At 66.6% G+C, this 13,397-nt stretch carries 11 protein-coding genes; 9 read left to right on the top strand and 2 right to left on the bottom strand.

Annotation, left to right across the window (positions count from 1 at the left end):
- The 7 genes from ON45_RS15150 to ON45_RS15120 form a co-directional block, all read left to right on the top strand.
- Positions 1 to 1,475, top strand: a 1,475-nt coding sequence (locus tag ON45_RS15150; RefSeq protein WP_040494842.1) for a YfcC family protein, incomplete at its 5' end; no start/stop codon positions are given.
- Positions 1,472 to 2,413 carry a carbamate kinase gene (gene arcC / locus ON45_RS15145; protein ID WP_040494841.1) on the top strand — a complete coding sequence of 314 codons (942 nt, stop codon included), beginning with the start codon at positions 1,472 to 1,474 and terminating at the stop codon, positions 2,411 to 2,413. The genes ON45_RS15150 and arcC, both read left to right, overlap by 4 nt.
- A gap of 47 nt (positions 2,414 to 2,460) precedes the next feature.
- A complete protein-coding gene (locus tag ON45_RS15140; RefSeq protein WP_040494840.1) occupies positions 2,461 to 3,681 on the top strand; it encodes an arginine deiminase in 1,221 nt (406 codons plus the stop codon).
- 52 nt (positions 3,682 to 3,733) lie between these two features.
- Positions 3,734 to 4,735 (top strand): ornithine carbamoyltransferase, encoded by a 1,002-nt coding sequence (argF, locus tag ON45_RS15135; protein ID WP_040494839.1) that lies wholly within the window; start codon positions 3,734 to 3,736, stop codon positions 4,733 to 4,735.
- Complete coding sequence (locus ON45_RS15130; RefSeq protein ID WP_051063144.1) at positions 4,732 to 6,132, top strand: amino acid permease; 1,401 nt, start codon at positions 4,732 to 4,734, stop codon at positions 6,130 to 6,132. The genes argF and ON45_RS15130 overlap by 4 nt, the downstream gene beginning before the upstream one ends.
- 31 nt (positions 6,133 to 6,163) lie before the next feature.
- On the top strand, positions 6,164 to 7,345 hold the full coding sequence (locus ON45_RS15125; protein ID WP_040494838.1) for a phosphotransferase: 1,182 nt from the start codon (positions 6,164 to 6,166) through the stop codon (positions 7,343 to 7,345).
- A 121-nt stretch (positions 7,346 to 7,466) separates the two neighbouring features.
- Positions 7,467 to 7,853, top strand: a complete 387-nt coding sequence (locus ON45_RS15120; protein ID WP_040494837.1) for an SHOCT domain-containing protein — start codon at positions 7,467 to 7,469, stop codon at positions 7,851 to 7,853.
- 87 nt (positions 7,854 to 7,940) lie between these two features.
- Here ON45_RS15120 and ON45_RS22300 read toward each other — a convergent pair whose 3' ends face one another.
- Complete coding sequence (locus ON45_RS22300) at positions 7,941 to 8,990, bottom strand: cupin domain-containing protein (RefSeq protein WP_040494836.1); 1,050 nt, start codon at positions 8,988 to 8,990, stop codon at positions 7,941 to 7,943.
- A 91-nt stretch (positions 8,991 to 9,081) separates the two neighbouring features.
- Between ON45_RS22300 and ON45_RS15110 the strand changes: the two genes are divergently transcribed.
- A complete protein-coding gene (locus ON45_RS15110; RefSeq protein WP_158412441.1) occupies positions 9,082 to 10,350 on the top strand; it encodes a serine hydrolase domain-containing protein in 1,269 nt (422 codons plus the stop codon).
- Between the two features lies 1 nt (position 10,351).
- Here the strand turns inward: ON45_RS15110 and ON45_RS15105 are convergent, their stop codons facing one another.
- Positions 10,352 to 11,359 carry a histone deacetylase family protein gene (locus ON45_RS15105; protein WP_051063143.1) on the bottom strand — a complete coding sequence of 336 codons (1,008 nt, stop codon included), beginning with the start codon at positions 11,357 to 11,359 and terminating at the stop codon, positions 10,352 to 10,354.
- 45 nt (positions 11,360 to 11,404) lie between these two features.
- On the opposite strand from ON45_RS15105, the gene ON45_RS15100 reads away from it, so the two are divergent.
- Positions 11,405 to 13,397 (top strand): GNAT family N-acetyltransferase (locus ON45_RS15100; RefSeq protein ID WP_051063142.1); only part of this gene is annotated, 1,993 nt, incomplete at its 3' end.

Raw genomic sequence — 13,397 nt, 5'->3', positions numbered from 1 at the left:
TCTGGGTCGCCTCGTTCCTCATCCCCTCGGGTTTGTACGAACTCGACGCCGACGGAGCGCCGATCCCAGGGACCTACGAACAGCTCGACTCATGTGGTGACGTCGCTGAAGGCGAGGCGTGTTTCGACAAGGGCTTCAAGGATCAGTTCCAGATCCTGTGGGGCTCGACCCCGAACGGTCTGTACGGCATCGAGAGTCTCGAAGACGGCAGCGTCGGAGCCTTCAACGAAGGCTTCCTCTACGGATCTGCTCAGGTCTTCCTGTTCGTCCTCGCCGTCGGCGCCTTCATCACGGTGACGATGAAGACCGATGCGATCCAGGTCGGGATCAGCCGGTTGGCGATGCGCTTCCGCAACAGTCCGCAGATCCTGGTGATCGTGTTGATGTCGGTGTTCGCGCTGGGCGGCACCACCTACGGGATGTGGGAAGAGACCCTCGGGTTCTACGTGCTGATGGTGCCCCTCGTCCTCGCACTCGGGTACGACCGCATCGTCGGCGTGTCGATCATCTTCCTCGGTGCAGGGACCGGAGTCCTCGCCTCCACGGTCAACCCGTTCGCGACCGGCGTGGCGTCGGACGCAGCAGGCATCGAGATCTCCGACGGCATCGCAGCCCGACTGGTGATGCTCTTCGTTCTCGTTCCGGTCGCGATCGCCTACGTCCTCTGGTACGGGCGGCGTGTCCAGAAGGATCCGGCGAAGTCGCTGATGCCCGAGGCCTCGGCGTCCGCGCTCAGTCTGAGCGGTGAGGAAGCACAGCACGTCGACCCGTTGACGGGGAAACAGAAATGGGTCCTCGTCCTGTTCTTCCTGGCGTTCGCGATCATGATCTTCGGCTTCATTCCGTGGGACGACGTCTGGCAGAACCTGTTCAACGCCGAATGGCCGCTGTTCACCATGGCCGACATCCTCGGCGACTTCTACTTCACCGAGGCGTCGGTCCTGTTCATCGTCTTCGCCGTCATCATCGGTGTGATCGCCGGGCTCGGCGAGGCGGGAACGGTCAACACGATCGTCGCCGGGGCGTCCGATTTCCTCGGTGCAGCGCTGGTGATCGTCGTGGCTCGTGGCATCACCGTGGTGATGAAGAACACCTACATCACCGACACCATCCTCAACGCGATGGAGAACGCCGTCGAGGGCACCGACAGCGTCGTGTTCGCCTGGATCGCCTTCGTGGTCAACATCCCGATCGCGTTCCTCGTGCCGTCGTCGTCAGGGCACGCGGCACTCGTCATGCCGATCCTCGCTCCGGTGTCGGACTTCGCGGACGTACCGCGATCGATCTCGGTCACCGCCTATCAGTCGGCGTCCGGCTTCGTGAACCTGATCACTCCGACCTCCGCGATCATCATGGGCGGACTCACCCTCGCCAAGGTCGGCTACGACAAGTACCTCAGATTCGTCGTTCCGTTCCTCGGAATCGTGTTCGTGCTGGCCTCGGGCATCCTGATGATCGCGACGGCGATCTCATGAGGGTCGTCATCGCACTCGGAGGCAACGCCCTGCTTCGTCGGGGGCAACTGATGTCCTACGAGAATCAGCTCGCGAACATCCGCACCGCATGTGACCGGCTGGCGCCCGTCGCTGCCGAGCACGAACTCGTGATCGGCCACGGCAACGGTCCGCAGGTCGGACTGCTCGCGCTCGAGGGTGCGGCGTACACCGACGTTCCGGCGTATCCGCTCGACGTGCTCGACGCCGAAACCCAGGGGATGATCGGCTATCTGATCGAGCTCGAGCTCGGCAACCGGATGCCGTTCGATCGACCGTTGGCGACCCTGTTGACGATGATCGAGGTCGACCCGCGCGATCCGGCGTTCGAGAATCCGACGAAACCGATCGGTCCCGTCTACTCACAGGAGGACGCGGATCAGCTGGCGGCCGAGAAGAACTGGGTGTTCAAGGCCGACGGCGACCAACAACGCCGGGTCGTGCCGTCGCCGAAGCCGATCCAGGTGTTCCAGCTGCGCCAGATCCGGTGGCTGCTCGAGCAGGGCAGCATCGTCATCTGCGCCGGCGGCGGAGGCATCCCCACCTACTACGACGAGGACCACAAGCTCTGCGGTGTCGAAGCCGTGATCGACAAGGATCTGGCGAGCGGTCTGCTCGCCAAGGAGATCGGCGCCGACCTGTACGTGATGGCGACCGACGCCGACGCAGCGTTCGTCGGCTGGGGCACCCCCGAGCAGAAGGCGATCGCCCGCGCCCATCCCGACACCCTGATGGAGCAGCACCGCGACGAGTTCGCCGCCGGCTCGATGCTTCCGAAGGTCGAGGCCGCCTGTCAGTTCGCCCGGGCGACCGGGAGGCGCGCCGGAATCGGTTCGCTCGACGGGATCACCGACCTCGTCAGCGGCACCGGCGGAACGTTGATCTCGACCGAGTTCGACGGCGTCGAATACCGCGACTGACCACACCACCGTTTCACCGCAACAACTCACGAAGAGGAGAAAGAACCATGACCATCGGAGTCCATTCCGAAGTCGGCAAATTGCGCACGGTGATCGTTCACCGCCCAGGACTCGAACACAACCGACTGACCCCCGCGAACGCCGGCGAGTTGTTGTTCGACGACGTCATCTGGGTGAGCAAGGCGAAGTCCGAGCACGACTTCTTCGTCGAGGTGATGCGCGAACGCGACATCGAAGTGCTCGAGGCCGAGACACTGCTCGCCGAGGCGTTGAAGAAGCCCGAGGCGATCGACTTCGTGTGCGACCACATCCTGAACGAACGCAACGTCGGGATCACCGGCGCCGCAGTCGCACGCGGCCTCGTCGAGACGTCCGACTCCACCGACGTCGCCGAGTTCCTGATCGGCGGCGTCGTCAAGGAGGACATGGACGAACTCGGCGGCCTGTTCTTCGAGTCGGCTGTCGAGCACTCGATGCTCGTTCCCCCGCTCCCGAACTTCCTCTTCCAACGCGACCCCTCGTGTTGGATCTACGAGGGCGTCACGATCAACCCGATGACCAAGCCCGCTCGCCGCCCCGAGACGGCGATCATGGAAACGATCTACAAGTACCACCCCCGCTTCACGTCCGAGAGCTTCGACATCTGGCTCGGCGGCGTCGAGGAGGACTGGGGACGGATGAACGTCGAGGGCGGCGACGTGATGCCCATCGGCAACGGTGCCGTCATGATCGGAATGGGCGAGCGGACGACACCGCAGGCGGTCGGCCACATCGCCCGAGAACTCTTCCGCAAGGGCGCCGCCACCAAGGTCCTCGCGGTCCGCCTCCCGGCGATGCGCAGCTACATGCACCTCGACACGGTGATGACGATGTGCGACCGCGATGTCGTCACCGTCTATCCCGATGTCGTGCACGGCGCGCGCACCTGGATCATGACGCCCGACGACTCGGCAAGCGAGATCCACACCGAGGAGTACAAGGGGACCGTCATCGAAGCTCTCGCGGAAGCCGTCGGCATCGAGGAGATGCGGGTCATCGAAACCGGTGGGGATTCGTTCGCCCAGGCGCGCGAGCAATGGGACGATGGAAACAACGTCGTCTGCCTCGAACCCGGCGTGGTCGTGGCGTACGAGCGCAACGTCGGCACGAACACGGCGTTGCGCAAGGCGGGGATCGAGGTCATCACGATCGAGGGCTTCGAACTCGGCAAGGGCCGCGGCGGCTCACACTGCATGACCTGCCCGGTGCACCGCGACCCGGCCTACTGACAACCTCCACCACCCGATCCCGATCAACTCACCCCCACCGAAGGAGCCTCACATGGCGTTCAACCTCAAGAACCGCAGCTTTCTCAAGGAGATCGACTTCGAACCAGCCGAGATCCGCTTCCTCCTCGATCTCTCCAAGTCACTCAAGACCGCTCGCTACAACGGCACCGAGCAGCAACGACTCGTCGGCAAGTCGATCGCGCTGATCTTCGAGAAGGCATCCACCCGCACCCGGTGCGCATTCGAGACCGCCGCGCACCACCAGGGAGCAACGGTCACCTACCTCGGACCCGACGGCTCCCACATGGGCCACAAGGAGACGGTCGCCGACACCGCGCGTGTGCTCGGGCGCATGTACGACGGAATCGAGTACCGCGGGTTCGGCCAGGACACGGTCGAGGAACTGGCCAAGTTCGCCGGCGTGCCCGTCTGGAACGGGTTGACCGACGAGTGGCATCCCACGCAGATGCTCGCCGACTTCCTGACGATGCACGAGCACTCCCACAAGCCGTACGACGCCCTGTCGTACGCGTACGTGGGCGACGGTCGCAACAACATGGGCCACTCGCTCCTGGTCACCGGCGCGCTCCTCGGCAGCGACGTACGACTCGGCTGCCCGGCCGACCTGCAACCCGACGAGGAGATCCAGGGAATCGCGAACGACATCGCGGCTCGCACCGGCGCACAGATCACGATCACCGACTCGCCGACCGAGGCGGTCGACGGCGTCGACTACGTTCACACCGATGTGTGGGTCTCGATGGGAGAGCCGAAGGAAGTGTGGGATGAACGAGTCGCGGCCCTGGGCGACTACCAGGTCAATGCCGATCTGCTCGCGTCGACCGGCAATCCCGGCACGCGCTTCATGCACTGTCTCCCCGCGTTCCACAACGCCGATACCGCAGTCGGCAAGGAGATGATGGAGCACACCGGGATGACGAATGGCCTCGAGGTCACCGACGAGGTGTTCGAGTCGGACCGCAGCATCGTGTTCGACCAGGCCGAGAACCGCCTGCACACCATCAAGGCCGTGCTGGTCGCCACGCTCGCGTGACCGACGAGGGCGCTGCGTCGGCGGCACGCACGAGTTCCGGCGCAGCGTCCTCACCCGCCGCCACCGTTCAACCGGCCGCGCGCCCGATGGGCGTCTTCATGGCCACGTGCCTGGTCACGGGCAACATGATCGGCTCCGGCGTCTTCTTCCTCCCGCGCGCGCTGTCCGCGTTCGGTTGGATCGCGATCATCGCGTGGGTCGTGACCGGCGCGGGCTCGCTCCTCCTGGCGCTCACGTTCGCCCGCCTCGGATCGGCGTATCCATCGACCGGCGGGCCCTACATCTACGTTCGCAAGGCGTTCGGCGACTCGGCCGGCTTCATCGTCGCGTGGGGGTACTGGCTGACCGTCGTCGTCTCCAACGCCGCGGTGTCCGTGGCCGCCGTCGACTTCCTCAGCTACTTCATCGAAGAGCTCGAGGAGAACACCACCGCACGGATCGCCATGAACCTGGTGATCATCTGGTCGCTCACGGCTCTCGCAGCTCGCGGTGTTCGGTCGTCGGGCATGATGGCCGTCGCCACCACCGTGCTCAAGCTGATTCCGCTACTGCTCGTCACGGTCGCCGGGCTGATCGTGGCCGATCTCAGCGACATCGAGTTCAACCCGACCGGAGACCCCGCGTTCACGGCGCTCGGCGCGGCCGCGGCGCTGACGCTGTTCGCCTTCATCGGCCTGGAGTCGGCCACGATCCCTGCCGGCGACCTCCAACCGCCCAAAGGACGGACGCTCGCCATCTCCACGGTCACCGGAACGTCGATCGCCGTGGTCGTCTACATCTTCGGCACGCTGGCCGTGTTCGGTCAGCTCACCCCGGCCGAACTCTCCGTCGCCCGCAACCCGTTCGGATCCGCCGCCGAGTCCATCTTCGGGTCGACCGGCGGCAACATCATCGCCGCCGGCGCCGTGATCTCGGCGCTCGGCACTCTCAACGGGTTCATCCTCCTGCAGGGCCACATGCCGCTCGCCGCCGCCCGCGACCGGCTCTTCCCCAAGCGGTTCCTCTACGAGAACGGCCGCGGTGTTCCGATGTTCGGACTGCTCGTGTCGAGCGCGATCGGGTCGGTGTGCGTGTTCGTCGCGGAACTGTCCGAGGACGGATTCGACACCCTCGTGCTCGTCACCACGGTGACCGCATTGCTTCCCTATCTCCTGTCCGCAGCGGCGCAGCTGATGCTCATGGTGACCGACCGGGACGCGTTCAACCCGGTGGCGCTCGTGCGCGACGGGGTGATCAGCGGCCTCGCGTTCGCCTACTCGGCCTGGACGATCTGGGGGTCGGGCGCCGACAGCGTCCGCTACAGCGCGATGCTGTTGATCCTCGGGATCCCGGTCCTGATCATCATGCGCTGGCAGCAGTCGCGTGACGGCCAGATCGCCGACCCCTCGGCGCTGTGACGGCGGCCACACTCTGCCAAACTCTCCGAGCATGCCCGGACTGTTTCGTCGCCGACCCAGACCAGAGCCACCGTTCATCCCGCAGCGGCCGCACGAGCTGACCGCCGAGTGGTTCACCGAGATCATCGGAACCGACGCCACCGTCACCGACGTCCGACAGGTCGAGATCGGCACGAACGTCGGGTTCATGGGGGAGGTCCACCGGTGCCATCTCACCTGGGACCGGGTCGACGGCGGACTCCCCGACTCCGTGATCGTCAAGGTGCCGACCCAGGTGGACGAGAACTTCGCGGCGGGCGATGCCCTCCAGTCCTACGAGCGCGAGATCGTCGTGTACCAGGAGCTGGCTCCCAGCCTCGGGTTGCCGCTCCCCCGCTACCTCTACGGCGCGATGGATCCCGATCCGGCGCCCTGGCTCGAGAAGCCGGTGAGGTTCCTCTTCGAGCACCTGCCGCTGCGCGGGGTCAACTGGCTCATCGGCCGGTTCCTCCGGTTCGCCGGGAAGAGCAAACGCCGCTACATCCTCGTCCTGGAGGACATCGTCGACGCCCGCGCCCCGGCGCAGATGGTCGGCGGATCCTTCGATGACGCGGCACAGGCACTCGAAGTGCTCGCACGATTCCACGCGGCGAACTGGATGCGCACCGACGCCGCGGCCACGTACCATCGCATCTGGCCGATGAACCGTGCCTCCAAGGTGTTCCAGGCCAGCTACCTCCGGAACCGGGACCACTTCATCGAACAGTACGGTGCGGTCGTCGACGACTCCGTGCTCGCTCATCTCGACGACATCCAGACTCGGGTCCCCGAGATCAGCGATGCACTCGCGGAGGAACCCTGGACGCTGCTCCACGGCGACTACCGGCTCGACAACCTGTTGTTCCGCCCGAACGGGGAGATCGTGGTCCTCGACCTCCAGGGTCTCGGGTCGGGCCGACCGGCGGTCGACGTCGCGTACTTCATCACCACCGCCTTGACCGCGGAGCACTGTGCGGAGGAGGTGGCGCTCCTGCGCGTCTACCACGACGCTCTCGTGGAGGCCGGGATCACCGGCTATTCGTTCGACCAGTTGCGACGGGATTGTGATCTGACCAAGGAGATGCTGGCGCACAGGATCGTCGGGTCCGCCGATGTCCTCGACACCTCGATCGACGGGAAACAGGGCGCGCTGATGGACATGATGCAGCTCCGCGTGCTCGCCTGGCTCGGCTGACGGGATCGACCTCCGACACCCATCTCGCTGGTACTCTCTGGCCGTCAGTTCAGTCATACCGACCGACGACATCACAGATTCACCGCTGTACCGCAGCACACTTCATCAGGAGAACACCGTCATGCTCGCATTTTCCGTCTGGGAAGCCCTCTGGGTGACCTTCGCCGCCTTCTTGTTCATCGCCGTGCTGATGATGATGTTCTCGGTCATCGTCGACATCTTCCGCAACCACGAGATGAGCGGCTGGGTCAAGGCGATCTGGTTGATCTTCCTCATCTTCTTCTCGCTGCTCACGCTGCTCGTCTACATGATCGTCCACGGCAAGGGCATGGCCGAGCGCTCCGCGAAGGAGCAGGTCGAAGCGAAGGAATCGTTCGACACCTACGTGCGGGACGTCGCCGGCGGCGGCGCTGCCAGCGAGCTCGAGAAGGCCGCCGCGATGCACAACTCCGGCAAGCTCGACGACGCCGAATACGCGGCCCTCAAGGCCAAGATCCTCGCCAACTGATCCGACGACCGAAATGTGCGTTGGTGCCCGTCACCAACGCACATTCTTCGGCTGCTTCCGACGAACGGGTGCGGTGCGACCAACTGGTCAGCTCAACCGCACACCGTTCGCCGGGAGCGACACCACCAGCGCGCTGTGGTCTGCGCTGTGCCGAGACCAACACCATGTGGTCCCGGCCGGGATGGCCACCGACGTCCTCGACGTGAGATCGATCGAGTGCTCCCCCAGGTCGAGCACGGCGTCTCCGTCGATTCCGACGATCAACACGAACTCCCCGTCGTGAGTGAGCACCGGCGACTGCGCCGCAGACGCCGCTGACACCACGACGGCACCTGCGACGCCACCGGTCGCCTCCCCGATCCCCGTCTCGCGTGCGACGAACGATGGATCGACCCACGGCTGGGTCGTCGATGCTGCCGCGACGTGGCGGACGAACCGTTGACCGGAGAAATCACGTTCCCGGTCGATCGTCGGTGTCGGGAGATCGAGATCGTGGTCGGCGAGCGTGTCGTGCTCCGCGGGGCAGCCGATCTCGATCACTTCGAGCCCGGCGGAACTGCGCAGCACCCGGTGTCGGATCTCCGGGGGTTGCAGTACGCAGTCACCCGCGTCCATCCGGAACGGTTCACCTTGGTCCTCGTAGACCACGTCGACCCATCCGGCGGCCACGAAGATCATCTGGAACCGGATCCGGTGGAAATGAACCCAGTCGGCGACATCGCCCTCCTCGGCGATGCGGATGTGGCTGGCAATGAACCGCCCACCCCAACGATCGGGCAGCAGATCCCGATACTGCATCCCGGCGCGACCGACGCCGAACCCACCACGATCCGGTTCGACGACCGTCAGACTCGGCCGGTTCGGCGGGAGCACGACCTCGGTCGACTCCCGCTCGAACTCGACGACCGAACCACCCGGTGATGTGATCTCGTGTCGCGGACCGTCGGCGGTGATTCGCAACCGGGCCGGGCGATCGATCTCGGCACGACGCAACTCGACCTCGGTTCCTCCACGCTCGACCACGAACCGGCGCGGATCGTCCGCAGGTGACACCAGCCGAACACGAAACCCGGCCCGCTCGGTGAAGAACTCGACCTCACGATCGAGGTCTCGGCAATCGACGACGGTGACGGGCATCGACCCAGTGTGGCGCGCGACAGCCGGGGACACGAGCCCGCCCATCGATGGTGACAACGGAGCGCAAACACCCGCCAGTAGCGTCGACACGGTGAGAATCCGGCGGGGCGCACTTCGGCATCGGGGCCGCGCGATCGTCGCGATCGCGGTCGCCGGTCTCCTCGTCGCCGGATGTGGAACGCGCGAGTCGGACGCGTCCGTGCCCGGGGCACAGATCGCTTCTCGCAACGACGGGACCGAACCCGCGGACACCTCGCCCGAGGTGACACCTGCCGGCGGATCCCAGAACGTGCCGAGCGACGAAGCCGACACCGAGCGGGACGACGACGACGACGACGCCGATGCGACCAGCACGACGACCAGCACGACGACCACGACCACCAGCACGACCACGACGACCGGCACCACCCTTCCACCGGCGGTGGATGCGCCGCGACCGATCCGCTCCTTTCCGGCGACGACGGCCGCCTTCGATCGCCTCGCCGGTGCAAACGCGGCGGCCTCGATCACCGTCGTGCGCGGCGGCGAACCGGTCGTCGCCGCGGCGTCCGGCGTCACCGTCGACGGGACCGCCGCAACCAGTGATTCGCCGATGGTGGTGGCCAGCGTCAGCAAGATCGTCGTCGCCCTCGGAATCGCCCGACTCATCGATCAGGAGCTGGTCGATGCCGACGAGCCCTATCCGTGGGCTGCCGTCGGTCTCGAACCAGATGCCGGATGGGCCGACGTCACGGTTCGCGAGCTGCTCGACCACACCGGCGGTGTCCCCAAGGTCCAGGAGGCTTGGTTCACCGGTGACGGAACATGTCGAGACTTCGTCCCGGCGCTCCTGACCTCACCGCCCACCGGTGATCGCGGTCGGTGGGTGTACTCGAACGGCAACTACTGCCTCCTGGGCCTGCTCATCGAGCAGCGCACGGGCCTCCCCCTCGACGAGGGACTCCAAGAATTGGTCTTCGATCCGATCGACCTCGACGGATTCCATCAGACGCTCGACGGACTCCTCCCGGGCGATGTACCGCACGAGGAAGGGACCGATCGCCTGTCACGCCTCGGCGGAGCCGGCACGCTCGTCGCGTCCACCGACGACCTGGCGATGGCGATGGCGCGGATGACCCCGATGGACCGGTGGGTGCTCCGCGCGCCCGGCGTGTTCACCGACCAGTACGGGTTCGGGCACACCGGCACCATCACCGGGGCCAAGGCGTGCGTCTGGGTGCTCGAGGACGGGGCGACCGTCGTGGCCGCGACGATCTCGGGCAACTCGGTCGGTTCCGGCGGCGACATCTGCGACATCGTCGTCCCGGCAGTCGCGTCCGACCTCGGTCTCGGCTCCGCGAAGCCCGACCGCACCCCCTGAGCTAGATCTCCCAGAGTTGGCGGGCTGCGGTGATCACCGGGCGACCGATGTCGCCCGACGACGCCGCTTCCGGGCGATAGTGCTCTCCGACCAGCGCACTGAGCGTCGCACCGGTCGACATGCTGAGTGCATCGGCGTCGTAGCCACCCTCGAGCGCGACGACCACTCGCCGCTCGGGCACGAACTGCCGCAACCGGTCGGCGAAGTCGGCGTAATCAGCCGACGTCAGTTGCAGGCTGGCGAGCGGATCGTTGCGGTGCGCATCGAATCCGGCGGAGATGATCAACCACGTCGGGTCGAAGCGCGCGACCACCGGTGCGATGACCTCGTCGATCGCCTGACGGAACACGTCGCCGCGGGTTCCCGGTGAGAACGGCAGATTGAGGTTGGAGAACGGTGCTGCGGGACCACCGGTCTCGGTGAGGCGGCCGGTTCCCGGATACAGCGGCGACTGGTGCGTCGAGACGTACAGCACGGACGGGTCGTCGTAGAAGATGTCCTGGGTGCCGTTGCCGTGATGCACATCCCAGTCGATGATCGCGACCCGCTCGCCGCGATCGGTCAGGGCACGGGCGGCGACGGCGACATTGTTGAACAAGCAGAAGCCCATCGCCTGGGCGTACTCGGCGTGGTGCCCGGGCGGTCGACTCGCCGCGAACGCGACATCGCAGTCACCCGCGGCCAGCGCATCGACCGCGTCCAGCACCGCGCCGGCAGCACGCTGGGCGGTCACGAACGACCCCGGCGCGGCGAACGTGTCGCCGTCGATGTGGCCGCCACCCGTCTCGCAGAAGACTCGAAGCCGTTCGACCAGGCTCGGGTCGTGGACCCTCGTGATCTCATCGAGGGACGCGAGCCGAGGTTCGACCATTCGCACGGCGTCGGCGAGTCCGGCTTTGGGGATCCCGGACAGCGAAGCGTCCAGTCGTCTGACGGACTCGGGATGCCCGGCGGGCGCGAGGTGCTCGTCCAGTCCCGCAGCGGAGAAGACGGCAATCGGCTGGTCCACGATCGCAAGCGTACGGCAGGCCGTTGCGGGTGCCATGCTGGAGGGGTGACCACGACCGACCCAGCCGATTCGCGTTGGGCGACCACCGTCGTTCTGGGAGACGGCTCGACCGCCTTCATCCGACCGCTCGTACCCGCCGACCAGGACGCGCTGCTGGCGTTCCACGAGGCTCAGTCCCCGGAGAGCCTGTATCGACGCTTCTTCTCCCCGAAGCCCAGCCTGTCGAAGTCCGAACTCGCCCACTTCACCACCGTCGACATGATCGACCGCGTCGCGCTGGCCGTCGAAGTCCACGACGAGTTCGTCGGGTGGAGCAGCTACGAGCGCCTCGCCGGTCGCGACGAAGCCGAAGCCGCGTTCATGGTCGACGACCGGTATCACGGTCTCGGAATCGCCACGCTGATGCTCGAACACCTGGCGGCGATCGCGCGCACGAACGGCATCGAGCGGTTCGCCGCCGAGGTCCTGAGCGACAACCGCGGCATGCTCGCCGTCTTCGCGAAAGCCGGCTGGCCGTTGCAGCGGCGGTTCGACTCGGGGGTCGTCGATCTCGACTGGGAACTCACGACGACCGAGGAGTTCATCGACACCGTCGAACGGCGCGAACAGCGCGCCGACTCACGGGCGGTCGCGCGCATCCTGCTCCCCCGCGCCGTCGCCGTGATCGGCGCATCCGACCAGCCCGGGTCCGCCGGGAACCTGCTGTGGAACAACGTCCGCTCGAGCGTGAGCGTTCCGGTCTACCCGGTCAACCCGCGACTCGAGGATCTCGACGGTGTCCGCTGCTACGGCTCGGTCGGCGACCTCCCGCCCGAAACGTCGCTGGCGATCATCGCGGTGCCCCCGAGCGTGCTCGGGTCGACGATCGAGGCCTGCATCGACAAGCGCATGCGTGGCGCCGTCATCATCACGAGCCCGGATGCGCCCGCCGACGGGAGCAAACTCGACGTCCGTCCGATCGTCGCTCGGGCCCGTCGGCACGGGTTGCGGTTGATCGGCCCCTCGAGCCTGGGTATTGCGTCGCTGCATCCCGACTCCGCGCTGCAAGCGGCAATGATCGATGTGACGCTCCCGGCGGGCGGGGTCGCGATTTCGATGCAGTCGGGTTCTCTGGGTTCGTCGCTGCTCCGGCGAGCCCGAGATCTGAACATGGGCCTGAGTTGGTTCGTGTCGCTCGGCGACAAGTCCGACGTGTCCGCCAACGACCTGATGCAGTTCTGGGAGGACGATCAGTTCACCCGCGTGATCGGGCTGTACACCGAGACGTTCGGCAACCCACGCAAGTTCGCCCGGATCGCCCGTCGGGTCAGCCGCACGAAACCGATCGTCGCCGTCCGAACGGGCGCAGCGGGCGACGGACTCGGCAGTGCCCTCTACCAGCAGGCCGGACTGATCGAGGTGCCGACGGTCCACGCGATGCTCGACTGCTGCCGGGTACTCGATTCGCAGCCCGTGCTGCGCGGGAACCGCGTCGCGGTCATCACGAACTCGGCCAGTCCGGGCGTCCTCGCCGCGGGCGCCATGGCCACGGCTGGTTTGATTCCGGTGATTCTCAGCGGTGCGCTCGACTGGCGGTCCGGCCCCGACGACTACCGCGAGGTGATCGAGCAGACGCTCGCCGACGACGACGTGGACGGCCTGCTCGTGATCTTCGCTCCCCCACTTCCGGCGTTCGAGGCCGTCATGGGCCCCACGATCAGCGACGCGGCCGAGGGGTCGTCGAAACCCGTCGTCGCCGTCCTGCTCGGCTCCGGCGACGGGCAGGCCACCGATCGTCGAGCCGTTCCCAGCTTCGCGTTTCCCGAGCAAGCCGTCGCCGCCATGGCGGGCTCGTACGCATACGGTCGCTGGCTGGCGACCGAAGCGGCGGAGCCCCGCTCCGATCCGGTGGCGGTCGAGCCCGAGCGCGCCCGTCGCTTGGTCGCGGCGGGTCTCGAGGCCGCCGGCGACACGGCCGGTGACGGAGTCCGGCTGGGGATCAGCGCGGCCAGCGAGCTGCTCTCGACGTACGGCATCACCGTGGCGGCAGCGGCCGAGG

Origin of the sequence: Ilumatobacter nonamiensis YM16-303 (assembly GCF_000350145.1) — a bacterium.
Classification (GTDB): Bacteria; Actinomycetota; Acidimicrobiia; order Acidimicrobiales; family Ilumatobacteraceae; genus Ilumatobacter_A; species Ilumatobacter_A nonamiensis.
Note: the sequence above shows the minus strand (reverse complement) of the source record. Positions and strands in the feature narration are given on the sequence as shown.

What these genes read in the sequence shown, in the direction of transcription:
- arcC (WP_040494841.1), top strand. Translation starts at nt 1,472, where the DNA reads ATGAGGGTCGTCATCGCACTCGGAGGCAACGCCCTGCTTCGTCGGGGG.
- ON45_RS15140 (WP_040494840.1), top strand. Translation starts at nt 2,461, where the DNA reads ATGACCATCGGAGTCCATTCCGAAGTCGGCAAATTGCGCACGGTGATC.
- argF (WP_040494839.1), top strand. Translation starts at nt 3,734, where the DNA reads ATGGCGTTCAACCTCAAGAACCGCAGCTTTCTCAAGGAGATCGACTTC.
- ON45_RS15125 (WP_040494838.1), top strand. Translation starts at nt 6,164, where the DNA reads ATGCCCGGACTGTTTCGTCGCCGACCCAGACCAGAGCCACCGTTCATC.
- ON45_RS15120 (WP_040494837.1), top strand. Translation starts at nt 7,467, where the DNA reads ATGCTCGCATTTTCCGTCTGGGAAGCCCTCTGGGTGACCTTCGCCGCC.
- ON45_RS22300 (WP_040494836.1), bottom strand. Translation starts at nt 8,990, where the DNA reads ATGCCCGTCACCGTCGTCGATTGCCGAGACCTCGATCGTGAGGTCGAG.